This window comes from Bacillus cereus group sp. BfR-BA-01331 (assembly GCF_022663915.1).
GTDB classification, from domain to species: domain Bacteria; phylum Bacillota; class Bacilli; order Bacillales; family Bacillaceae_G; genus Bacillus_A; species Bacillus_A mycoides.
This window is the reverse complement of sequence record NZ_JAKUGJ010000011.1, coordinates 42,125-65,993: the sequence shown is the minus strand read 5'-3', so window position 1 is coordinate 65,993 and position 23,869 is coordinate 42,125. Positions and strand designations below refer to the sequence as shown.

Here is a 23,869-nt window from a genome sequence, read left to right as displayed (position 1 = left end):
AGAATTCCTCATGTTTGTATTATTGACCAAGAAAGCTCTTCTTGAAGAAGTCTAGTTGGAAATCTAATGTAAGTGGATCATTGAAATAGAATTCCATCATGTTTGCTTCATATACACGATTATTTTTTACTGCCGGAATGTTTTTATATGATTCTGTCTCTTGGAATGAGTTATCAGTATCTTTGTTTTTACTTACGATTAAGTAATCACCAGCAAACTCAGGTAATACCTCAGTAGATAATGCGTAGTATCCTTCTTTTAAAGCTTTTTCTTTTACTTTTTCAGGCATTTTTAATTTCATTTCTTGGTAAAGAATTTCTGTTCCACGGCCCCAGTTTTCGCCGTATACGTAAAGCTGCTTGTTGAAGTTTTCAACAACAGAAACGGTTGCATCTTCACCGATCTTCGCTTTAATGTCTTTTCCAGCTGTTTGTGCGCGTTTCTTGAAATCATCAACCCAAGTTTTTGCTTCTTTTTCTTTATTTAATAATTTACCGATTTCTAAGTGTTGTGTTAAGTAATCAACTTTTCCGTAAGTGTATGTTACAGTAGGAGCGATTTTCTTTAACTTATCAACATTTTTAATATTTGATAAACCAATGATTAAATCTGGATTTAATTCAGCAATTTTTTCAACATTCTCATCTGATACTTCAGCGACATTTTTCAGTTTGCTATCAAAACGTGGGTTTTGTTTAGACCATGAATCTACCCCAACAAGATTTACACCTAATGACATTACGTTACCAGCGAATGATGATAGGACAACAACACGTTGTGGATTTGCTGGAACTTCAACTTTACCATTTTCAGATTGGTATGTAATTGTTTCTGATTTCTTACCTTTTGCGTCGTTCTTCTTGTCTGTTGAACCATTGCTACAAGCACTCATAACAAGGACGAACAGAACTGTTAGTGAAATGAATAATTTTTTCATCGTCTTGCTCCTTTTGATAGATGATATGTGATATACAATAAATTGTTTAGCTTTGATCTTTTGAAAAGTTAGTGGTAATACAAAAGTCTTATTAACAATCTTGAACTTGAGATTTTACCATATAGTATTCACCATAGTAATAGAAGAAGATGTAATCTCACAGTTGCTAATAATTAACAAATTGATAATGATTATCACTATTGATTCTTTAAATACTATAATTTTATATAGGTGTATTGTCAATAGTGATTTTGATTGTAAAATTTATAAAAACAAGTTATATTTTATTGAGAATGATAATCAATTATTAGTAGCTGAGGAGTGACACGAATGAATCAAGAAGAATTGTTTGATGTAACTGTGATAGGCGGAGGACCTGCAGGGCTTTATTCAGCTTTTTATAGTGGACTAAGAGAGATGAAAACGAAAATAATAGAATTTCAACCACAGTTAGGTGGAAAAATACATGTTTATCCGGAGAAAATGATTTGGGATATTGGCGGATTATTACCGGTTACTGGTGATAAATTAATTGAGCAACTTGTACAACAAGGATTAACATTTCAGCCTGAAGTTGTATTGAATACAAAAATAGAATCGATTATTCGTAATCAGGATGGCATTTTTACATTAAAAACAAGCTCTGGGGAAGAACATTTTTCAAAAACAGTGATCGTCGCAACTGGGAGTGGTATATTGAATCCACAAAAGCTATCAATTGAAGGTGCGGAGAGATTCGAAGTCTCAAATTTAAATTATACAGTTAAATCGTTAAAACGTTTCAAAGATAAAACGGTAATTATTTCAGGTGGAGGGAACTCCGCAATTGATTGGGCGAACGAATTAGAACCAATCGCAAAAAAAGTTTATTTAACATATAGAAAAGAAGAATTATCTGGTCATGAAGCACAAGTAAAACAACTTATGAACAGTTCAGCAGAATGTTTCTTTAATACATCGATTACAAAATTAATTGCTGGTGATAACCATGAAGCGATTGAATATATAGAATTAACAAATCATGAAACTGGAGAAATTTCTCATTTATCTATCGATGAAGTTATTATTAATCATGGATATGAACGCGATATAACATTATTAGAAAATAGTGAGCTAGATGTTGCTATTGTTGACAATTATTATATTGCGGGGAATGCAAATAGTGAGTCCTCGGTAGACGGATTATATGCCGCTGGAGATATTTTAAAGCATGAAGGGAAATTGCATTTAATCGCAGGGGCATTCCAAGATGCTGGAAACGCTGTGAATAAAGCGAAACAATTTATTCAACCTGATGCAAGTGAGTACGGAATGGTTTCTTCTCATAATGAAGTATTTAAGAAGAGAAATCGAGAATTGATTAAGCAGATGATGAAATAATAAAGGAACAAGTATACCCCCATTTACATCTCTATTTCTATGGACGAGAGATACAAATGGGGTTTTTCCTGTTTACTATATTTTCAATCATTTTCATGACACCGTTTTCATTAGTTCATGTCATATGAATGTATTTCTATAAAAAGGGAATACAAAGACTTGAACATTTTATTTGTAAATCTTTCTAGGAAACAATGAATCTATAGTTGGTTTGTGCGGACCATTATTAAATTATGCGGTCCCTTTTGTCTGTTCATTAGGAAATGGAATATTTTGTATAGAAACAATATATTGTTTTCCATGTTGTCGAGCTAATGATTCTAATATTTGACGAACGCGTTTTGTAAGATTGCCTTGTTTTTTTATAGCTTCACAATATGCATCATAGAAAACGTATTTAGCCCAAAGGAAATCATCTTGTTGGAATAAGAAATGATTTTTGTACCATTCACCAATCGTATGATAACAATTATTTTCATGTACTGCTGCACTTTGTGAAAGAATACGATCGGATAAAGACTTAGATAGATGAGAAATTGTGTTTTCTGTTTCAACTCGTAATGTTTTTTCTAACATTGTAATGATGTGACGAGTAGCCATATGTTAACTCTCCTTTGTGTAAATGGGTAATACCATTCTATATTTAAAAAATACTTACTATACTATTATACAATATATGGAATGCATCTACCTGCTTTTTAATTTGTATTTACAAAATCTTTTTTATTTGTTTACAAAAATAAAGTAAGATACATTATGTATATGAAAAAATAATAAAGGAATGAACACATTGTATATAACGATAGAAGAGGCTGCGGAGTATTTGAAATTACCAAAATCGTATGTTGAAGACTTAATTCAGCAAAAGAAAGTTCGTGCATTGTTTGATGGAGAGCAATATTTAATAAATAAGGAACAGTTTAATACACATTTAGAACAAATGGAGAAATATAAGCAGTTAGTGGAAGAAATATTAAATGAACCAATTCCAGAAGATATGGATGTTAAAGACGAAGATTAAATTTATAAAAAGCCCCCGTATTAAGATATGCAGAAATGTATCTTAATACGGGGGCTTTTTATATTAAGGGATGAAAAAGTCATCCGAAATCCTAGAGTTACTTTAAGGGAAAGAAGATTTTATAGGGATTAGTATTATTAGTTAAAAGCATATTTTTTCATAGCGGGGACAAACATAGCGAACATAACCTGTACAGATACATATACTATCAGTGCAAAAGCTTATAAATTAATGGAAGGGGTTTTCTCGTGAGTTTACTTCATTGTGATTTTTTGAAAGATTTAATTGGATCTTATGTAAGAGTAAACAGAGGTGGACCAGAATCTCAAAAAGGAACAATAGTATCAGTGTGTACGGACTACTTCGTATTAAAGAATGAAAAAGGAGAGCGCTATTACTATCAGCTTCGCCATCTGAAAAGTATTACAAAGAATACGAAAGATTGTGTAACAGATGATTGTGGCTGGTTGGAATATGACTGTGCAGAAGATTTTGAAAAGCTACTTCAAAGCTTCAAATACCGCTGGGTAAAAATTAATCGTGGTGGTCCAGAGAAAGTTGAAGGCATTTTACAAGACGTTTCTTGTGATTATGTAACGTTAATTATAAAAGAGGAAGTTATATTAATTGCACTAGCTCATATTAAAAGTGTTAGTTATAACGAATCAGTATGTGGAGAGAGCGATGAGAAAAGTGATGAAAGTAGCAATGATTCAAGTCGAGCTCGTGCACAAAGACAATCAAGAAGAGGAAGATAATAAGAAAGGAGGATATGAAATTGGAGAGTCTATTATGCTGTGATCAAATTAAAGGTTTAGTCGGTGAAAATGTAAAGGTAAATCTGCGCGGGCCGGAAAGTCGAGTAGGTGTACTTTTATCGTTGGGGAAAGATTACCTTACACTACAATTACCTCATGGAGAAGTAGTATATTATCAGTTGAAACATGTGAAGAGTCTAGTCAAGAAAGTGAAAGAAACAAAATGTGACGATTACTATGGTTCATGTTTCTATTCTGATGAAGATACTTTTTTAGATGTATTAAGTGACCTGAAGTATAAGTGGATAAAGGTTAATCGTGGTGGACCAGAGTGTGTGGAAGGTTTATTAAGTGAAGTACATGATGAATGCATTACGCTAGTAAATGGTGATGAAGTCATTTACGTGATTATTTATCATATTAAGAGTGTGAATCAAGTAGTTAAGTGTAAAAAGAATGAAGAAGAATAATGTTTGATAAATAAGAGGGGCATTATGATTGGAAGTGAAGAACGATTTCATAGTTCGCTACAATTATTAGCGATATATGAAAAAGAATTTCTTACTACTAAAAGACAGAACATTGCCCTGATTATTTTTTTAGAAATGGAAGGCAGGAAAAGTAGTATTTTATAGAAAGGAGGATATAGATGAATGAGTTAAACAAAAATATTGGAGAAAATATATACGTTAAATTAATCGGTGAAAAAAGATTTAAAGGTGTATTAATTGATGTAGGAAATGATATTGTAGTTCTTTACAATGGACAAGACTATGTATATATATCTTTATACCATATCCAGTATTATAAATTTTTAAGAGAGCATGATGAAGAAATATTAAAGCCTGGTGTGGACTCTGTAATTAAGAGGGAATCACCTTCAATTTCTTTGAGAAAAGTATTAATCACATCTAAAGGGATTTTTACAGAAATTTATGTGGCAGGAAATGTTCCGATACACGGTTATGTTACAAGTGTGATGAACGATTATATTGTTTTTTATAGCCCTGTTTACAAAACTGTATATATATCTTTAAAGCATTTGAAGTGGTTAATTCCTTATAAAGAGAACCAAGTACCTTATTCCCTCAATAAAAATGAACTCCCCGTAAATCCATTAAATATTACTCTAGCTAGAACTTTTGAAGAACAGCTTATTAAAATGTCAGGGAAAATTATGGTGTTTGATTTAGGCGAGGAATCTAATAAAATCGGAAAGATGACGAAAATTGATGAAGGGCATATTGAAATATTAAAAGCACGTGACGCAAAAATGTACGTGAATATTCAACATGTGAAATCTGTCCATTGTCCGTAGGCTAGTTGAAAGGGCTGGCTTTTTCTTTTATATATAGGGAAGAAAAGGTCGAGCCTATTTGTTTAATTCGATTTGGATATGAGGGGAAAATGAATTGAATATCATATAGGTATGTTAGTGTAATCTTTGAAGGGGCAATCTTGTACTAAAGGTGTACGAGCTACCTTTTGGTGTATTCAACTCACTTTTTGAGGAAGAGCTGCTCAACTACTTTATTAAAGGGGTTTTGTTTGTGGAGCAGTTTCCAAATTCGTTTTCGATTACATTACTTGGAAGTGCTGGTGGAGCAGCAAAAGCAGTGTTAGCAATTTTGAATCAAGCGGTAGTAAATGAAAAAGATCCAATTTATGAAGTGATAAAGAATATGAACTTCCATTTGGTGGATATAAAACAAAAAGATAAAAGTTATTATGATGAGTTGTTTCCAAATTTGAAAGAGCAATTTTTTTTATATGAAATAAACCTTCAAGATGTAGTCAAATTTAAACATCATTTAAAGGAAAAAAGAACGAAGGTTGTTATTGATGTTTCAGGTGCAGATACAATTAGGGTACTGAGTTGTTGTAATGACCTTGGCATTTGTTATATTAATTCGGCTTTGGAAAATGAGGCAGTAGATCAAGACGATAGTTTACTTGGTTTTCAGCTTACGGAAAGGTATACGAGGTTTGAGAAGGAGAAAGAAACATTTACAAATACAAGAGCGATTATAGGCTCAGGTATGAATCCTGGTGTTGTTCAATGGATGGTTGTTGAGCTTATGAAAGAACGTCCAAATGAAAAGCCGCGAGCATGCTATATTGTAGAACATGATAATTCATTTTTGAATGATAAAGAGCTTATAAAACCTCATACACTTTATGCATCATGGGCAGTTGAGCGTTTTCTTGATGAAGCGATATGGAGTTATCCTATGTATATGAGTCATCATCGTCCACTTTACTTTTATGAGGATGTATATGCTTCAGAGTATAAAGTAAAGTTAGGTGAAAAAGAATTTTATGGTTGCTTAATGCCACATGAAGAAGTTTTAATTTTAGGGAAATCTTTTAATATGGAAGTGGGTTTTCTTTATCGGATCAATGAGTATACAACAAACTTAATTAGACAGAACTTAGATAAAGTGGAAGATTTATGGAATTGGAATCGTAAAGTATTTAATCCAGCAGAAGATGATATTATAGGAGAAGATTTAGTCGGTGTGTTACTCGTTTATGAACATAATGAGACATACATGTATAATGTAATGAATAGTAGCCAAGTTTTTCAAAAATATAAAACAAATGCGACGTACTTCCAAGTAGGGTGTGGAATTTATGCTGGCTTATGTAGTTTACTGTTAGATACTTTTGGACAAGGCGCTTATTATGTAGAAGAATTATTATTAAATACTGAAAGTAAGTATGGGGAATATTTAAATTTATATATGAAGGATTTTGTAGTAGGACATAATAATTTTACAGATGGATTGCTAAATGATAGGGTAAGATGGATATAAATTGTAACTGAAAAGGAAGGAGCTGTATCTCCTTCCTTCCTTTTAGTATTAGAAGGTTACATGTTGCCCTGAAAGCAATTTCATAATTATAATTTAAAGAGATAACACTTGAAATGTTTTTTTGTATTGATCAAGAGGAGTTTTTATATGAACAAATACAAGAGCTTGATTTATGAAGAAAGAGAAGCTTTAAAAGTATTTATATTATTATTCTATATTATTTTCTTTTTATATGACGTTATCTATTATTTTGTTTATCCTGCTATGAATATTAATGAAGCAAGGGTAGGGTGGCCAGAAGGTGGTATGGGAATAGGTGTATATATATTAGTAATATCTTTATTTCCTATTTCAATATATCTTCAAAAACAAGGTTATGTATATTTTGTGAAATACTTATTTTTAATTGGGTACATGCTTATTGATCTTATTAATAACTTAATGATTTATTTACACAGTGATCGTGTTTTTGAAAATGGAAATATGGTTGAAATATTTTTAATTCTATTTGCACCGATTTTTGTGAACAGAAAATATTTTTATTTCGTTTCCTGTAGTGTAATTGGAAAATATGTATTTTTCACTTTGATATTACAAGATGCAAAAGTTGTGATTCCGCTTGTATTATGTATATTCTTTTTCATCATTTCGCATTCTTTATTAAAGAGATTTCAATCTTATGTAAGGACAGTTGTTGAGATGATGAACAGTATGAAAGAGACAGAAAATTTAGCGGTTATTGGGACTATGTCTACAACAATAGCTCATGAAATTCGAAATCCATTAACAGCTTTAAAAGGATTTACACAAATTCAAAAAGAAAGAAATCCTGAAGATACGATGAGCTATGAGATTATGCTGCAAGAAATTGAGAGAATTAATGGGTTTGTTAGTGAATTGATGTTATTAGGAAAACCGAAACCAACAAATTATGAATGGTGTAATATAGGGGAAATCCTTTTATATGTTGTACAGTTAATGGAAAGCTATGCGACTCAATATAAAGTGAAATTTCATTTGCAAGTAGATGGAAATTTACCCGTTATAAATGGTGATGATAAGCAATTAAAACAAGTGTTGTTAAACATCATCAAAAATGGAATTGAATCGATGCCAGGAGGCGGGAATATTCGGATTCTGGCATATGAAAAAGCTGGAGAGAACTTGTGTATTTCTGTTGAAGATCAAGGTCTTGGGATAGAAAATGAGAAAATAGAAAAGATCGGAAAAGCTTTTTATACAACAAAAGAGAATGGTACAGGTCTTGGATTAATGATTACATATAAAATTATTGAAGAACATCAAGGGAGTATCGCGATTGAAAGTAGTATGGGGATAGGAACGAAAGTGGAAATTTATTTACCAACAGTGTAGTGCATTAGACGAAATTACTTTTCAGAAAAGTGTTCTTGTTGTGTAAATATAAACATTTTATAAAATGTTTCAAGAAGGGTTTTTTTTATAAAAAACTTCGTTTATAATGGAGGAAAATATCGACATAGAGCTTTTAGCTCATGTAACGGTTCAGTAGTGTTATGAAAAGAAAAGAAGGGGTGCACGCGCATCCTTTTTTCTATGCGGATATGATGAAAGGGGTGGTATGATGGAATTAACATTAAATTCGACTGTATGCTTACACACGATTCAATTTCGAAAAGAGCAAAAGAACTATATTGTAAAAGATACGATTACAGGAGAGACATATGAAATGCCGCCACTTTGGATTGATGCACTAGCAATGATGCGTGACGGTTTTTTATTGGGAGAAATTGAGGAGAAATTAAAAGAAGAATATCCAGCAGAAGAAGTAAATATGGTAGCATTTACGAGGCAACTGTTAGAGCTAGAACTTGTCGAAATGGTAGATGGAGAAGAGATAGCTTGTACAAAGAAGAAGGATAAAGATTATTTAGCGTGGATACGACCAAAGGTGGAGCAATTCTTTTTTAACTTAAATAAAAAATATAAAAGCAAAGGTCAAAAGTGATCTTTGCTTTTTTTGTAGACCATGTTTAAAAAATAACAGCGAATGCCCTTGCGAAAGCACCGTCACTATTTTTAATTTTTAAAGGTGCTGCTGAGAAAAAAATCGTTTCGCTTTAATGGCATCTAAGTTTGTTAAGTTTTCAATTAAGTAAATATTATTTCCTAACAGTATGTGATGAATCGGTGATGTTTCTGTCGTTACCTCATCAGGAGAAATAAAATCTAAACCGACAGATTTTACTTTTAATTGAACTAGTTCTTCAGCTAATTCTTCGGAAAGATAAAACGCTTCTTTCTCATAAGCTTCGGTATTCCATTTATTAGATAGATTGGAATGGAAAATGACAATATCGCCTTCTTTTATGTCGACAGTATGTAATACTTCCTTAGGTAATTTTCGCTCTTGAACATGAGTCACATCGATAAGGACAGCTTCGCCTACAAATTGATTTAGGGGTAATTGATCAATAGTGGTTGCGCCTGAAATGAAATGAGCAGGCGCATCACAATGCGTACCAACATGAACGACAGAATGAAAATTCGTAACTTGATAACCTGTTTCTTCAACGCTTGTAATGGCTTCTAGTTGGATTTTTGGTGTTCCAGGAAATTGAGACATATTATTTTCAAACGTTTGTGATAGATCAATTACTTTCATTTTACATACCTCCAATATATTTTTTTCAAATAATAAAAAGCCCATCCTTCATAATCAAGAAAGATGAGCTTTACATACTAGTTGAGTTTTATCTTCCAAAATGCAATGCATTTTGCAGGAATTAGCACCTATTCAGTTTGCATAAACTGAGGTTGCTGGGCTTCAAAGGACCGGTCCCTCTGCCTCTCTTGATAAAGGTTTATTCGGTTTTAAATTCGGAATGTTTGTGATATTTAAATTGTAATTCATTTCCTTTTTTCGTGCAATACAAATTAGGTGTTCACCCAAATAAAGCTGCTCGCATATTGTAGCTTATGTAAGTAGACTGTTGCGAAGGAGTGAGTGCAGTGACAGGGAATGTATTGAATTATTATGCCGGTGGAAATACAGCTAGAGGATTTCACAGCTTATACGAAGAGAATTTGAAGGGGCTAGACAGGTTGTTTATTTTAAAGGGTGGTCCAGGAACGGGAAAATCTTCTTTAATTAAGGCAATAGGTCGTGAATGGGTTGAAAAAGGATATGATATTGAACTTTTGCATTGTTCTTCTGATAATAAGTCAGTTGATGGGGTGATTATTCCGAAATTAAAAGTAGGAATTGTTGATGGAACATCACCGCATGTTATTGAGCCGAAAATGCCAGGAGTTATTGAAGAGTATATAAATTTAGGAGTTGCTTGGGACTCAGATAAATTAAGAAAGCAGAAGTTAGAAATTGAACGGTTTGTATTAGAAGCGGGAAAGGCTTTCAAATCTGCTTACGGATGTTTTAAAGAGGCATTAGTTATACATGATGAGTGGGAGAAAATATATATTAATAACATTGATTTTAATAAAGCAAATGAACTAACAGATCAGCTAATTCAGAAATTATTTGCAGATAAAAAGGAGAAACAATCGATTGTGAAACATCGTTTTTTAGGAGCTGCTACACCGAAAGGAGCAGTTGATTTTGTTCCTAATTTAACAGAAGGGTTACCACATCGTTATTTTATAAAAGGACGCCCGGGCTCTGGAAAATCAACAATGCTCAAAAAGTTATCGAAGGCAGCAGAAGAAAAAGGTTTTGACGTTGAAGTATATCATTGCGGATTTGACCCGAATAGTCTTGATATGGTTATCGTAAGAGAATTAGGATTTGCAATTTTTGATAGTACCGCACCACATGAATATTTTCCAAGTCGCGAAGGTGATGAGATTATAGATATGTATGCTCTTATTGTTAAACCGGGGACGGATGAGAAGTATGCTACAGAAATTCGTGACGTTTCCATTCAATATAAAGCAAAAATGAATGAGGCAATGTCTTTCTTAGCAAAAGCAAAATCAGTTCGTGATAAATTAGAACGAATTTATATTGCTGCTATGGATTTTTCAAAAGTGGATGCATATAAAGAGGAAATTCAAAAAGAGTTTGAACGAATTACTGCTACTGTAATTGAAAATAAAAAATAGATGCTTTATTGAGCTGTCAGAAATTGTCTGACAGCTGTTTTGGTATATAGTAAAATTAGTCGTATATTTGTCGAATTCCCAGGGAAATAATCAAAAAATGGAGATGGTATGAAATGAGAGAGAAAATTGAATTAGAACTAGAGCGAATTGAAAAAGAGAATGGTGTGAAAATTTTATTCGCTGTGGAATCAGGGAGTCGGGCGTGGGGGTTTCCATCGAAAGATAGTGATTATGATGTTAGGTTTGTTTATATACACCCTGTAGAATGGTATTTATCAATCCATGATAAGCGTGATGTAATCGAATATCCAATTAGTGATGATTTAGACATAAGTGGTTGGGATATTAAAAAGGCTTTGCAACTGTTTGCAAAGTCAAATCCAGCGTTACTCGAATGGATTCGATCGCCGATTTTTTATTCGGAAAACTCGAACCTTCCAGAGCAGCTTCAGCAAATGAGTGAAAAGGATTTTAATCCGAAATCAACGATATATCATTACTTACATATGGCTTCAAAAAACTATCGTGAATTTTTACAAGGTGAAAATGTAAAGTTGAAAAGTACTTTTACGTATTACGTCCTATTTTAGCTTGTAAATGGTTAGAAGAGAAAGGGACATTGCCCCCAGTAGAATTTGACCGGTTAATTATGGAACTATCAGTAGAGCCTAGTGTATTGAATGAAATTGAAAAGTTGTTAATAAAGAAAAAAGCAGGTACTGAATTGGACGTTGGATTGAAAATTGAGGTGCTAAATCAATTTTTAGAAGAACAAATTAATTATTATGAGCAATATGTGAAAGATATTGAAAAGAGATTAGGGATTGATATTGAGAGTTTGAATACATTATTTCGAAATATGTTGTTTGAAGTATATGAAAAAGAGCACAAGTGAGTTTGTGCTCTTTTTTATCCCGCATTAACGGGCAGTAAGACTCCCACCTCAAGATTCGGCTGGAGCGAAGAAGTTAGGTGGGAGGTCAACTGCCCGTAAACGCCCGATTGGTGAGGGCTGATTAAAGTTTCACTTTATTTTGTAGGAATAAAGAAAACAGATATAGCTGCGATAAGACCTGCAAAGGAGAATAAGTAAAAATTCCACGCCAAGTCATATTGCATTGTCATAATAATACCGACAAGAATAGGGCCAGCAATCGCACCAACTCGGCCAAGTCCAAGTCCCCAGCCTAAGGAGGTAGCTCGTACATGTGATGGGAAGTATTGTGTTACATAAGCATTTAATATTTGAGTAATACCGACTGATCCAATTCCAGCAAGACCAATTAAAAGATAAATGATTGTAACAGATGGTTTAATTGTTAATAGTCCAATACATATGGCTGCCATAAGATAGGAGATACTAATAACAATTTTTGCTCCTATACGATCGGCAATCGCCCCAGCAAATAATGCACCGATAGCTGCAGTAATATTTAGTATAAGTAGAAATGATAAACTAGATCCAAGAGGGTATCCTGCCTGGCGCATCATCTGTGGTAGCCAAGTATTTAAACCGTATATTAAAAACATTCCCATTATATAAGTGAGCCAAAAAAGTAGTGTTGCTTTTATGTAATCTTTTGAGAATAACGTAAGAAATCCATTTTTCTTTTGTATATTAGATGGTGTTTCAGGAATTTCATCTTTTACATGGAGTTCAATTTGAAAGCGATTAAGAATTTTATTCACTTCTTCTTGTCGATTTCGCGATAATAAAAATTGAATGGACTCAGGTAAATAACGAATAATGAAAGGAATGAGGAGTAGCGGAATCATTCCGATGCCAAACATAATTCTCCATCCGAAATCTTCTAGCATAAACATGGATAAAATAGCGCCTAACACGATACCTAAAGGATAGCCGGTAAACATAAGAGCATAAATAAAAGATTGCCGTTTTTTTGGTGAATATTCAACAGTAAGTGCTGAAGCCGTTGGGATAACACCGCCTAATCCGATTCCTCCGATGAATCGAGATAACCCAAATGATTCAGGAGAAGGAGCAATTGCAGCTAAGCCCATTGTGATAGAAAAAAGGGCTAAACAGCATATAAGTGTCCATTTTCGTCCAATTAGATCTGTAATGGTTCCAACTAGAATAGCACCAATAAACATCCCAAATAAAGCATAGCTGGCAATTGTTCCAGCGTGGGCTGGTGATAGTGCCCAGCTTTTGTCTTCTAGGAGCTTTGGCAGAACGGCGCCGTAAATACCTAAATCATATCCGTCAGCTAGAATGGCTAGCCAACAAATAAAAACAACAAGTTTTGTAATAGAACTTGAAAAGATAGTTTCTGTAGATTCTAGATGAGGTGGAGCAGAAGGTTGCATAGTATTCACCCCTTTTATTTGTAGATGAATATATTATTTTATTTAATGTTAATATTCCCCTTCTTATGTCGAAATTTATATGAAAAGGTGTCATGAAAAATAAAGAAGTTCAACAGGTTTCTTGTTGAACTTCTTTGTTTTTTTATTCGTTATCAACTCGTTTTAATGGTTGATCTGCTGGACCTTCCATAACATTCCCATCAATTGAAAAACGGGAACCGTGACAAGGGCAATCCCAAGTACAATCACCGTTATTCCATTCAACTTCACAGCCGAGGTGTGTACAAGTCGTATCGACGATATGTAATTTTCCTTCTTTATCTTTATAAGCACCTGCTCGTTTACCGTTAACATGTACAACAGATCCCTCGCCAACTTCAAGATCTTCTGGTTTACGTAATGCGGTTTCAATTTTCCCTTCAATTAAATGTTTAGCAACATCAATGTTCTGAGAGAGGAAAGTTTTTATATCCGGATTTGCATGAAAGCGTGATGGTGCAAACAGTTCTTTATATGGGCTGTGGACTTTTAGAATGGAGTCCTTCAGTAAGTGAGCTGCTGCAGTTCCAGTCGTCATTCCCCATTTACGATATCCAGTTGCAACAAATATATTTGGATTTCTTTCGTTAATATGTCCGATATAAGGGAGCTTGTCTAGAGTAATTAAATCTTGCGCTGACCATCTATAGGGAACTTCATCTACTCCAAAAGTTGCTTCAGCAAAAGAATAGAGTGCTTCATAATGAAGCATCGTATTTATTCCCTGTCCCGTTTTATGGCTCTCTCCGCCAATCAAAATCAACTTTTCTCCATTGTTTGTTATATAGCGTAAGGAGCGTTTTGGATCATCAATACTTAAATACATGCCACCTGGATAATCTGTTTTTGCTTTTATTGCAAGAGCATATGAGCGTTCTGCATACATTCGCGTAAAGAAAAAGCTATTAGCATCATAAAAAGGAAAATGTGAACAAGAGACAATATATTTACAAGTGATGCGATGGTCACCCTTTGTAATGACTTGTGGACAATCACCTTTTTCCACATCAATAGCTGTTGTTTGTTCATAAACTTTGCCGCCCATCTCCACAAACTTTTCTAAAAGTGTTTTCAAATAAAGGAGGGGATGGAATTGTGCTTGGTTTTTCATGACAAGTGCAGATTGTACTGGAATCGGAATCGATAGAGATTGAACATAGTCACAAGGTATATTTAATTTTTGATAGGCCTCATATTCTTTCGATAAATTTCTTAATCCATTATCAGTAGTTGTATATAAATACGAATCTTCATTTGAGAAATTACAGTCGATTTTATATGTTTGCACAGTCTCATTTATGAATTGTAGAGCATGATTATTTGATTCATAGTAAAGTCGGGCTTTTTCCACACCGAAATGATTTATTAATTCATCATAAATAAGATCATGTTGTGCCGTTACCTTTGCGGTTGTATGCCCAGTCGTTCCATTTAAAATAAGACCAGAATCAATTAAAACGACTTTCATTCCTTCTTTAGCGAGTAAATAGGCAGTGGTAATGCCTGTAATACCAGCTCCGATAACAGCAACTTCTGTCTTTATATTTTCGGATAAATGAGGAAAAGTAGGAAATTGAGTAGATTCAATCCAATAGGATGATGGTAACTGCGGAAATGTGTCATCTGTCATTTTGAAAACCTCCAAATTAGAACAATTTTCCTTTTAATATTTCCATATTATATGGAATTCATGTATGTTGTTTTCGTAGCGTTCTATTCTTACTAAACGAAAGAAAAAATATTTTAATATAATTATTTTATTGGGGCAGTATGAAGAAGTAGGATTTATATAAAGCTAAATTCAAGTGATTCCATTTGTTGATTACATAGAGAGTTCTTGAATAAGATAGAGTCTATGTTGTTTAAGTGGATATGTATATATACCTGATAAAGCCTTATGAAATCTATGATTTTTCTTTAGTGAAATAAAGTATAATTATAAAAATATAACCAACTTTTATTACTAGGTCATAAAAGTTGTTGACAATATAGAAATTCTATTGTTATGATTCATCATGTGGAAAGGTTGATAGAGAGTAAAAAGAGAAATGTTTTTCATTGATAATAAAAGCGAAAATTAAGTGACGATAGAGTGAGTATATTTTCCTTATGATAAATGCTTTTTGGATCACGTAGTAAAATCAATCTGGAAGCAAGAATTGATATATGCAAGTTGCGCGGGGCGCGGCATAAGAAAGGGGCAAAAGGATGAAGGAGCTTCATACGTTTGGGTGGTATGCAGCACGTGTAGCACCACATTTGCCGAAAAAAGCATTTAAACCAGTTCCTAATCGATTATTTGGTGGACTGGCTTATTTACTTGTGGCATTGGCTGGTTTAATAACGATCGGTGTATTTGAATTGAATGTGTGGGCAAATCTAGGAATTGCAATTGTTCTTGGATTATGTTTTGCTTCACTTGGATTTTTAGGACATGAAATTTTACATGGAACAGTTGTAAGAAAGGCATGGCTTCGTGATTTTTTAGGTGCGATAGCATTTATGCCATTATCAACTGGCCCAAAACTTTGGAGAAAGTGGCATAATGCAACGCATCATGTTCACACACAGCATGAAGAGAATGATCCAGATGCATGGCCGACATTTGAGAAACTGAAAAAGAGTAAGTTTTTGAGTTGGGTATATCGCATGCCTCTTCATGTACATTCATTCTTTAGTTTCCTGTCACTAACAATTCAATTTACGTTACATTCGACTCGAATGTTCTTTCATTTTATAAAAGAATTTAAGTCATCCAATCAAAAATCTGTATGGCTTCAACTTCTTTTGCCCTGGACAGTTTGGATTAGTTTATTGTTTATTATGGGACCTACAAAGTGGTTCTTTGCATACGTGATTCCGTTGTTAATTGCTAACTTTATTGTAATGGCGTATATCGCAACAAATCACCGCTTAAATCCTATTGTTCCAGTAAATGATCCTTTAGCAAACTGTTTATCAGTAACAGTACCGCGCTGGGTAGACGTTTTACATTTCAATTTCTCATACCATACAGAACATCATCTGTTTCCTGCTATGAGTTCTAAATACTATCCATTAGTAAAAGATAAAATTAAAGAAATGTGGCCGGAACGCTATCACGAAATGCCGATGACAAAAGCTTTGGCAGCACTTTGGAATACACCACGTGTGTATTATCACGGAAGTGAATTAGTTGATCCGCATAGGGAGCATTTCTATGGTTCTTTAGGAAATGGATTGGATCCTCATAATATTTCATATCGTGAGGAACATATAGAGGAAAAAGAGACTATAAAAAAAGTAAATCAATAATAGATATATCTTACGATGAAAAAGCAAGCTCTCTTAGAGCTTGCTTTTTGTTATAAAGAGACTTCTTTCTTGTTCTTTGTCTTGACCTGGACAGAGTTATTTTCTTTTCGTTGTAGTCGTTTTTCTAGAAGACTAACAAGATAAGTAAATAGAAGAACAAGTACGAGGTAATATAAACCAACAATTATGTATGTATCTAATTGTTGGAAGTTACTTGCAGCAATTGATAAACCTGATCCCCATAATTCGGACAATCCTACGTAAGCAACAAGAGAAGAATCTTTTAATCCAATAATAAATTGGTTCCCTAGAGGGGGAAGAGATAGACGAAATGCTTGTGGTAATATAATTCGGCGCATAGCTAAAGGGTAAGGCATCCCTAAAGAGCGAGCAGCTTCCAATTGTCCACGGTCAACGGACTGAATGGATCCGCGGAAAATTTCAGTAATATATGCACCGTTATGGATTGCTAAAGCAATTGCTCCTGCCCAAAAAGGAGTGAAGACAATAATCGATGTAATACCGAAATAGAGAATGGCAATTTGAACAATTAAAGGTGTACCACGAATAATGGCGATATATACATGAGCAATACTATTTAAAACCTTATTGTTAGAGATTCGAAAGAAAGCGACTAGTAATCCAATTAGTGAACCGAGTAATAGGGATGTTAATGTTAATTGTAATGTGACAATAGTAGCCTTTAAGAGTGTGGGATAGGTAGAGATAAAAATTTCAAACATATGTGTCACCTCATATTGTATGGATTTTAGTAGTGAATGAAGTGCCCCACATACAAAGTGGGGCATGATTTATGAAATCTCTAAATGGCTAACTTACTTTGTTTTTGCCTCGTCTCCAAGAATATTACGCCCAAACCATTTTTTACTGATCTTTTCATACGTACCATCTTTAATGATTTCATCTAAAGCTTTATTTACTTTCTCAACCATTTCTTTATCATCTTTACGAATAGCAATTCCCATTTCATCAAGATTTAATGGTTTTCCAGCTTCTTTTATATTTGATTTACCTTCTTTGATCATACGTAAACCGACCATTTGATCAGTGATTACTGCATCAATACGTCCAGGCTCTAAGTCCATAAGTGCAGTAATATCGCTATCATATTCTGTGATTTGATCTGTATGTTTTGCAACAAGGTCTTTAAAGGTACTAGCTTTTACAACACCAATTTTCTTACCTTTCAAATCTTCTGGAGAAGAGATAGATGTATTCTTTTTAGCCACAAAAATTTGGGCACCAGAACGATAATAAGGATTGGAGAAACTAACAGCTTTTAAGCGTTCTTCTGTAATTGCCATACTGCCCAATATAGCATCATATTTTTTCGATTGTAGACCTTGAATTAGCGTTTCCCATGGATTTGTAATAGGAGTGGGTTTCATATTCATTTTTTTCGCAAGTGCCTCACCAATTTCCACATCAAAACCGGCAAGCTTTCCGTCATTTTCTTTATAGTTAAAAGGTTTATATAAGCCACTCATCGCATAACGAAATTCTTTTTCACCATTTGAAGAAGTAGTAGCACTTTCCTTACTACAGGCTCCTAGTATGAAGGATGTACATAATGTAATACTCGCAACAATGGTTAATAGTTTTCTTTTCATAAAACCCCTCCTATATATTGATCATACGGATGGTTTTAAGTATGTTACTGAGATATTTTATTTGGACAATTAGTTGTGCACCGTATGGATGTATTTCTTTTCATTTGAAACAGAAGTTACATTATAAAACGTTGCGTAAAAATTGTTTTGCTCGTTCATGTGATGGAGCTGAAAAGAATTGTGCTGGCGGAGCGTCCTCTACAATCTTTCCGTCATCCATAAATATGACGCGATCAGCTACATCTCTTGCGAAATTCATTTCATGAGTAACAATAATCATGGTCATTCCTTCTTCAGCAAGTTCTTTCATAACTTGCAATACTTCTCCAACAAGTTCAGGGTCTAAGGCTGAGGTAGGTTCATCAAATAGCATAATTTTAGGATTCATAGCAAGAGCTCGTGCAATCGCAATTCGTTGTTTTTGACCACCGGAAAGAAGGTGGGGAGTTACATCTGCTTTATCTTGTAGGCCGACTTTTTGCAAAAGCTGATTTCCGATATCCTTTGCATTTGCTGTTTCTAATTTTTTTACATGGATAGGTGCTTCTATGATGTTTTCTAGTGAGGTCATATGAGGAAAGAGGTTAAAGTGCTGAAAAACCATACCGACATTTTCACGGACTTTGTTTAAATTTGAATGCTTCGGATCAATTTGTTCACCTTGTAAGTGAATTTCACCTTCATCGTACATTTCTAAAAAGTTAAGACAGCGAAGTAATGTACTTTTGCCGGAACCACTGGCACCGATTAAAACAACAACTTCTTTTTCTTTTACTTCTAAATCAATTCCTTTTAAAACATCAAGTGAGCCAAATGATTTTACTAGATTTCGAACTTGAATCATACAAAACCCCCAGTCAAAAATATATTTTACAAATGTTGCCCCTTATTTCTGTTATTAGTCATAAATTGTCAGAATCCTTTATTTTTTTGACGGAATTTGATATTCAAGGGAATTATGATTTTTAAAATCCCTATATCTTTCTATAACGAAAATATGGATAATAATATATAGGTAGTACTTATATTGCTTATAAGAAGGGGGAAAGAAGAGATGGGAAAAGAAAGAAAAACATTTTCTTTTGGCTTACGTACACAACTTATGCTATTCACTACAGTTTTAGCTTTAATTACATATTCAACAAGTTTAATTTTCATTTACGTTATATATGATTATTTTCAAAGTTATGTAAGTCAAACTGTTTATAATATTATCGTTATGTTGTTAGGTGTAGTATGGTCTGGAATTTTAGCGTATGGGGCAGCAATATTTTTAATTAAACCACTTCGAAAGTTGGAAGAAGCAGCAAGGAAAGCGGCTGAAGGTGATATTCGTGAAGATGTCCCATTGCCAAAGACCGATGATGAGATTAATTCTTTAAGTGTTGCATTTAATATGATGCTAGGGAACTTAAGGGGCATGGTAAAAAATATCGATACTACATTTTCGTATACAAATAATCAAGTTCAGCAAATTAGAAAACAAACAGGTGAAGCGACAAAGCAAGCACAAGGTGTGTCTGAAACTCTTGCGGAGATTTCTTCCGGTGCCGAGCAATCAGCAGCATCGATTCAAGCGATCGTTTCTACTGTTGATACAACGACTTCTATTGCAAATGAAGTAGAAGGAAAAGCAAAACAGTCTGACGAGTTGTCTTCAGAAATGGTTCAAGCTTTAGGACAAAGTACACGTGTCTTTACGTCTTTAATTCAAGGTATTCAAACATTGGCGAGAGAAAATGAAGATTCGATGGAAAATGTACAGAAATTAGAAGAGCGAATGAAACAAGTTGAACACATTGTTTCTGTTGTGAGTGAGATTGCTAGCCAGACGAATTTATTAGCATTAAATGCTTCTATTGAGGCAGCTCGTGCTGGAGAGCATGGAAGGGGCTTTGCAGTTGTAGCTGAAGAAGTACGTAAACTTGCTGATGAAAGCGATCATTCTGCAAGAAATATATCGCAGTTATTACGAAATATGCAAGAGGAAGTGCAACAAGTCGCATTGAAAATGACGGAGCAAGTGAAAACAGCTAAAGAAGAGGCAAAACGAGGAGAAGCTACTGAATTGATTTTAAAAGAAATGTCATCGAGTATTATGGAAGTTGCCGATGCAACTAAGCAAATTAGTAGCTATATGAACGAACAAGTGAGTCACATTCATCAAACAGGAGCACAGACGAAGGCTGTAGCAGCAATTGCGGAAGAAACGTCAGCTGGTTCACAAGAAGTGGCACGTGTGACATTGCAGCAGTCTAAAAATATGATAGCGATCGATCAATTATTAAAAGACTTAGAGAAGCAATCAGCGGATTTGAAACAAACGATTGAACGATTTTCAATGTAAAAGAGAAGAACAGAATGCTGTTCTTCTCTTTTTTTAGCTAGATTTAATATCAACAGTTAAAAAGTATAAACTATGAACGTTTCCGCAACATTCTTTTCTGTCCCTTTCGGATGAAAATTATAGCGAGCTATAATATTAAAAGGGGTGTCTTTTATGAAAAAAGAAAAAAGACAACGATTAATTAAACAATTTGTAAAGGAGTATGAAATAGAGAAGCAAGAAAGATTAGTAGAATTGTTAGCAAAAAAAGATGTATTAGTAACACAAGCTACAGTTTCTCGAGATATTCGTGAGTTAAACTTAACGAAGGTACCTTCTCAAGAAGGATTAATGATATATAAATTTTTCTCAGAAGAGCATTTACAAACTGATATAAAGTTAAAGAAAAAATTACGAGAGGTTGTTGTAAAAATTGATTGTGTAGATCAATTAATGGTTATTAAAACATTACCCGGTAATGCACATGTTATTGGTGCTTTGTTTGATGAGTTAGATTGGAAAGAAAAAATAGGATGTATATGTGGAAATGATACATGCCTTATAATTTCTCAGTCGAAATCAGATAGGGAGATTTTAGAAGAAAGGTTAAATTTAATTATTTAGATGCAAAATCCTGTTTTTAATAAAAATTAAAAACAGGATTTTTTTAAAAATACGGAAGTTAAATATTCAGCATATATGCGTAATATATGTATTTTTTTATTGAAAAAGCGGGATGGAATGTTATAAAAATACAAATTTATATGATTTTAAAAAAATAACTTGTTTAATATTTCACAATGATAATGTGGATGTTTTCACAAAGATGAAAGCGCGTAGCATTTATTATGTACTTGTAAGACATCAAACATATTTAAAAGGAGGTACAACAAATGAAGCATCCGATACATGTTACTTCAGAAATTGGGGAATTACAAACAGTTTTATTAAAACGACCTGGTAAAGAAGTGGAAAACTTAACGCCAGATTATTTGCAACAATTATTATTTGACGATATTCCATACTTACCAATTATTCAAAAAGAGCATGATTATTTTGCACAAACATTACGCAATCGGGGTGTTGAAGTTCTTTATTTAGAAAAACTAGCTGCTGAGGCATTAGTAGATAAAAAACTTCGAGAAGAATTTGTTGATCGTATTTTAGAAGAAGGACAGGCTGACGTAAATGTTGCACATCAAACTTTAAAAGAATATTTACTTTCCTTTTCAAATGAAGAATTAGTTCAAAAAATTATGGGTGGTGTACGGAAAAACGAAATTGAAACAAGTAAGAAGACACATTTATACGAATTAATGGAAGATCATTATCCGTTTTACTTAGACCCAATGCCTAATTTATATTTTACTCGTGATCCAGCAGCTAGCGTGGGCGATGGTTTAACGATAAATAAGATGAGAGAACCGGCGCGTAGACGTGAATCATTATTCATGGAGTACATCATTAAATATCATCCAAGATTTGCAAATCACAATGTGCCAATTTGGCTAGATCGCGATTATAAGTTTCCGATTGAAGGTGGCGATGAGCTAATTTTAAATGAAGAAACAATTGCAATTGGAGTATCTGCCCGTACGTCAGCTAAAGCAATTGAACGTTTAGCTAAAAATCTTTTTAGCCGACAAAATAAAATTAAGAAAGTGTTAGCAATAGAAATTCCAAAATGCCGAGCATTTATGCATTTAGATACAGTGTTTACAATGGTTGATTATGACAAGTTTACAATTCACCCAGCCATTCAAGGGCCAAAAGGAAATATGAATATTTATATTTTAGAAAAAGGTCCAGATGCGGAAAATCTTAAAATTACACATCGTACTTCTTTAATGGAAGCATTAAAAGAGGTATTAGGTTTAAGTGAATTAGTTCTTATTCCTTGTGGAGGAGGAGATGCAATTGCTTCCGCCCGTGAACAATGGAATGACGGTTCTAATACATTAGCAATTGCGCCAGGTGTAGTTGTTACATATGATCGCAACTATGTATCCAATACTTTATTAAGGGAGCATGGTATAGAAGTCATTGAGGTGCTAAGTTCGGAATTATCTCGTGGTCGTGGGGGTCCACGTTGCATGAGTATGCCAATTGTTCGTAAAGATATTTAGTATAAATAACGGAGAAAGTAGGGATGAAGTATGTTAATGACTAGACCAAATTTAAAAGGAAGAAGTTTTCTAGCTGAAAAAGATTTTACACAAGAAGAATTATTATATTTTCTAGATTTAGCAGCAGAATTAAAAGAGAAAAAGAAAAACGGTGTCCCACATCATTATTTAGAAGGTAAAAATGTAGCGCTATTATTTGAAAAAACCTCTACTCGTACGCGATGTGCATTTACAGTAGCATGTACGGATTTGGGGGCGAACCCTGAATATTTAGGGAAAGGTGATATTCAGCTTGGGAAAAAAGAATCCGTAGAGGATACAGCAAAAGTGTTAGGACGCATGTTTGACGGAATTGAGTTTCGTGGATTTAATCATGAAACTGTAGAATCTTTAGCACAAAATTCTGGTGTGCCGGTTTGGAATGGATTAACAGATATGTGGCATCCAACACAAACACTTGCAGATTTATTAACAATTAGAGAACATGTAGGGAAATTAGAAAATGTGAAGCTCGTTTACGTTGGGGATGGACGAAATAATGTTGCTAATAGCTTACTAGTTGGTGGAGCGATCGTTGGAATGGATGTACGTATTTGTGCACCGGAATCTTTATGGCCAGAGCAAGAAGTAATTGATTTAGCAAAAAAATATAATGAACAGGTAATGATAACAAGTAATGTGGAAGAAGCTGTTGCGAATGCAGATGTAATTTATACAGATGTATGGGTGTCTATGGGTGAGGAAGAAAAATTTGCTGAACGTGTCGAGTTATTGAAACCTTATCAAGTAAATATGAAAATGATTAAAGAAACAGGAAATGAAAATGTGATTTTCTTACATTGTTTACCCGCATTCCATGATGTTGAAACGATGTATGGTGAGGAAGTTTATGAGAAATATGGGTTGAGGGAAATGGAGGTAACTGACGAAGTATTCCGCAGTAAACATTCAAAAGTATTTGATCAGGCTGAAAATAGAATGCATACAATTAAAGCGGTTATGGCTGCTACTTTAGGAAATATGGAGTAAAGAAGAAAGGGAGTCTTTCTTTCTTCTTTCTCCTCCTTTAGACACTATCATTCACTATGGCTTTCGTATTGTTATTGCAA

At 33.8% G+C, this 23,869-nt stretch carries 22 protein-coding genes, 2 pseudogenes and 1 riboswitch; of the genes and pseudogenes, 16 read left to right on the top strand and 8 right to left on the bottom strand.

The features are described from left to right. Window positions 1-19: 19 nt before the first annotated feature. A complete protein-coding gene (locus tag MR155_RS19665; protein ID WP_000732562.1) occupies window positions 20-937 on the bottom strand; it encodes an iron-hydroxamate ABC transporter substrate-binding protein in 918 nt (305 codons plus the stop codon). A 330-nt stretch (window positions 938-1,267) separates the two neighbouring features. On the opposite strand from MR155_RS19665, the gene MR155_RS19660 reads away from it, so the two are divergent. Next, the gene (locus tag MR155_RS19660; RefSeq protein ID WP_113938012.1) at window positions 1,268-2,317 is read left to right on the top strand and encodes an NAD(P)/FAD-dependent oxidoreductase; all 1,050 of its coding nucleotides are present in this window, start codon (window positions 1,268-1,270) and stop codon (window positions 2,315-2,317) included. Window positions 2,318-2,548: 231 nt separating this feature from the next. Here the strand turns inward: MR155_RS19660 and MR155_RS19655 are convergent, their stop codons facing one another. Further along, a complete protein-coding gene (locus tag MR155_RS19655; RefSeq protein WP_016103223.1) occupies window positions 2,549-2,917 on the bottom strand; it encodes a hypothetical protein in 369 nt (122 codons plus the stop codon). Between the two features lie 181 nt (window positions 2,918-3,098). Here MR155_RS19655 and MR155_RS19650 point away from each other — a divergent pair, with 181 nt between their 5' ends. From MR155_RS19650 to MR155_RS19615, 8 genes are all read left to right on the top strand, one after another. Beyond that, on the top strand, window positions 3,099-3,338 hold the full coding sequence (locus MR155_RS19650) for a helix-turn-helix domain-containing protein (RefSeq protein WP_002010190.1): 240 nt from the start codon (window positions 3,099-3,101) through the stop codon (window positions 3,336-3,338). 248 nt (window positions 3,339-3,586) lie between these two features. Beyond that, on the top strand, window positions 3,587-4,096 hold the full coding sequence (locus MR155_RS19645; protein WP_113938010.1) for a spore coat protein: 510 nt from the start codon (window positions 3,587-3,589) through the stop codon (window positions 4,094-4,096). A 20-nt stretch (window positions 4,097-4,116) separates the two neighbouring features. Next, window positions 4,117-4,566 carry a spore coat protein gene (locus MR155_RS19640; protein WP_113938009.1) on the top strand — a complete coding sequence of 150 codons (450 nt, stop codon included), beginning with the start codon at window positions 4,117-4,119 and terminating at the stop codon, window positions 4,564-4,566. 24 nt (window positions 4,567-4,590) lie between these two features. Continuing rightward, window positions 4,591-4,731, top strand: coding sequence for a hypothetical protein (locus MR155_RS19635; RefSeq protein WP_219300418.1), 141 nt, complete (start codon window positions 4,591-4,593; stop codon window positions 4,729-4,731). A 14-nt stretch (window positions 4,732-4,745) separates the two neighbouring features. Next, on the top strand, window positions 4,746-5,414 hold the full coding sequence (locus tag MR155_RS19630) for an LSm family protein (RefSeq protein ID WP_002016710.1): 669 nt from the start codon (window positions 4,746-4,748) through the stop codon (window positions 5,412-5,414). Window positions 5,415-5,646: 232 nt separating this feature from the next. After that, window positions 5,647-6,912: an S-adenosylmethionine decarboxylase related protein gene (locus MR155_RS19625; RefSeq protein ID WP_219300416.1), complete on the top strand. Its 1,266-nt coding sequence runs from the start codon at window positions 5,647-5,649 to the stop codon at window positions 6,910-6,912. Between the two features lie 147 nt (window positions 6,913-7,059). Continuing rightward, a complete protein-coding gene (locus MR155_RS19620; RefSeq protein ID WP_219300413.1) occupies window positions 7,060-8,286 on the top strand; it encodes an ATP-binding protein in 1,227 nt (408 codons plus the stop codon). A gap of 229 nt (window positions 8,287-8,515) precedes the next feature. Continuing rightward, window positions 8,516-8,899 carry a hypothetical protein gene (locus tag MR155_RS19615; protein ID WP_033715352.1) on the top strand — a complete coding sequence of 128 codons (384 nt, stop codon included), beginning with the start codon at window positions 8,516-8,518 and terminating at the stop codon, window positions 8,897-8,899. 25 nt (window positions 8,900-8,924) lie between these two features. On the opposite strand, the pseudogene MR155_RS19610 reads toward MR155_RS19615, so the two are convergent. Continuing rightward, window positions 8,925-9,556, bottom strand: a pseudogene (locus tag MR155_RS19610) (cyclase family protein). 85 nt (window positions 9,557-9,641) lie between these two features. Further along, window positions 9,642-9,754, bottom strand: a riboswitch (SAM riboswitch). 149 nt (window positions 9,755-9,903) lie between these two features. On the opposite strand from MR155_RS19610, the gene MR155_RS19605 reads away from it, so the two are divergent. Beyond that, window positions 9,904-11,013 carry a PRK06851 family protein gene (locus MR155_RS19605; protein ID WP_242310885.1) on the top strand — a complete coding sequence of 370 codons (1,110 nt, stop codon included), beginning with the start codon at window positions 9,904-9,906 and terminating at the stop codon, window positions 11,011-11,013. Between the two features lie 113 nt (window positions 11,014-11,126). Beyond that, window positions 11,127-11,908 (top strand): annotated as a pseudogene (locus tag MR155_RS19600) (nucleotidyltransferase domain-containing protein). 134 nt (window positions 11,909-12,042) lie between these two features. Here MR155_RS19600 and MR155_RS19595 read toward each other — a convergent pair. Together MR155_RS19595 and MR155_RS19590 are read right to left on the bottom strand one after the other, a co-directional pair. Beyond that, entirely contained in the window at window positions 12,043-13,344 is a 1,302-nt protein-coding gene (locus tag MR155_RS19595) for an MFS transporter (RefSeq protein ID WP_113938004.1), read from the bottom strand. A gap of 142 nt (window positions 13,345-13,486) precedes the next feature. Continuing rightward, window positions 13,487-15,013 (bottom strand): FAD-dependent oxidoreductase, encoded by a 1,527-nt coding sequence (locus MR155_RS19590; protein ID WP_219300407.1) that lies wholly within the window; start codon window positions 15,011-15,013, stop codon window positions 13,487-13,489. A gap of 578 nt (window positions 15,014-15,591) precedes the next feature. Here MR155_RS19590 and desB point away from each other — a divergent pair. Next, complete coding sequence (desB, locus tag MR155_RS19585; protein WP_242310884.1) at window positions 15,592-16,677, top strand: Delta(10) desaturase DesB; 1,086 nt, start codon at window positions 15,592-15,594, stop codon at window positions 16,675-16,677. Window positions 16,678-16,727: 50 nt separating this feature from the next. Here the strand turns inward: desB and MR155_RS19580 are convergent, their stop codons facing one another. The 3 genes from MR155_RS19580 to MR155_RS19570 form a co-directional block, all read right to left on the bottom strand. Beyond that, window positions 16,728-17,420, bottom strand: a complete 693-nt coding sequence (locus tag MR155_RS19580; protein ID WP_002091265.1) for an amino acid ABC transporter permease — start codon at window positions 17,418-17,420, stop codon at window positions 16,728-16,730. Between the two features lie 93 nt (window positions 17,421-17,513). Next, entirely contained in the window at window positions 17,514-18,308 is a 795-nt protein-coding gene (locus tag MR155_RS19575) for an ABC transporter substrate-binding protein (protein WP_002091263.1), read from the bottom strand. Between the two features lie 121 nt (window positions 18,309-18,429). Further along, window positions 18,430-19,152 carry an amino acid ABC transporter ATP-binding protein gene (locus MR155_RS19570; RefSeq protein ID WP_242310883.1) on the bottom strand — a complete coding sequence of 241 codons (723 nt, stop codon included), beginning with the start codon at window positions 19,150-19,152 and terminating at the stop codon, window positions 18,430-18,432. Between the two features lie 210 nt (window positions 19,153-19,362). On the opposite strand from MR155_RS19570, the gene MR155_RS19565 reads away from it, so the two are divergent. From MR155_RS19565 to argF, 4 genes are all read left to right on the top strand, one after another. After that, window positions 19,363-20,655, top strand: a complete 1,293-nt coding sequence (locus MR155_RS19565; RefSeq protein WP_242310882.1) for a methyl-accepting chemotaxis protein — start codon at window positions 19,363-19,365, stop codon at window positions 20,653-20,655. Window positions 20,656-20,808: 153 nt separating this feature from the next. After that, window positions 20,809-21,258 carry an arginine repressor gene (gene argR / locus MR155_RS19560; protein WP_033708744.1) on the top strand — a complete coding sequence of 150 codons (450 nt, stop codon included), beginning with the start codon at window positions 20,809-20,811 and terminating at the stop codon, window positions 21,256-21,258. A 269-nt stretch (window positions 21,259-21,527) separates the two neighbouring features. Beyond that, window positions 21,528-22,760 carry an arginine deiminase gene (gene arcA, locus MR155_RS19555; RefSeq protein WP_002029542.1) on the top strand — a complete coding sequence of 411 codons (1,233 nt, stop codon included), beginning with the start codon at window positions 21,528-21,530 and terminating at the stop codon, window positions 22,758-22,760. Window positions 22,761-22,790: 30 nt separating this feature from the next. After that, window positions 22,791-23,789 carry an ornithine carbamoyltransferase gene (gene argF, locus MR155_RS19550; protein WP_088038293.1) on the top strand — a complete coding sequence of 333 codons (999 nt, stop codon included), beginning with the start codon at window positions 22,791-22,793 and terminating at the stop codon, window positions 23,787-23,789. The last annotated feature ends 80 nt before the right edge of the window (window positions 23,790-23,869 follow it).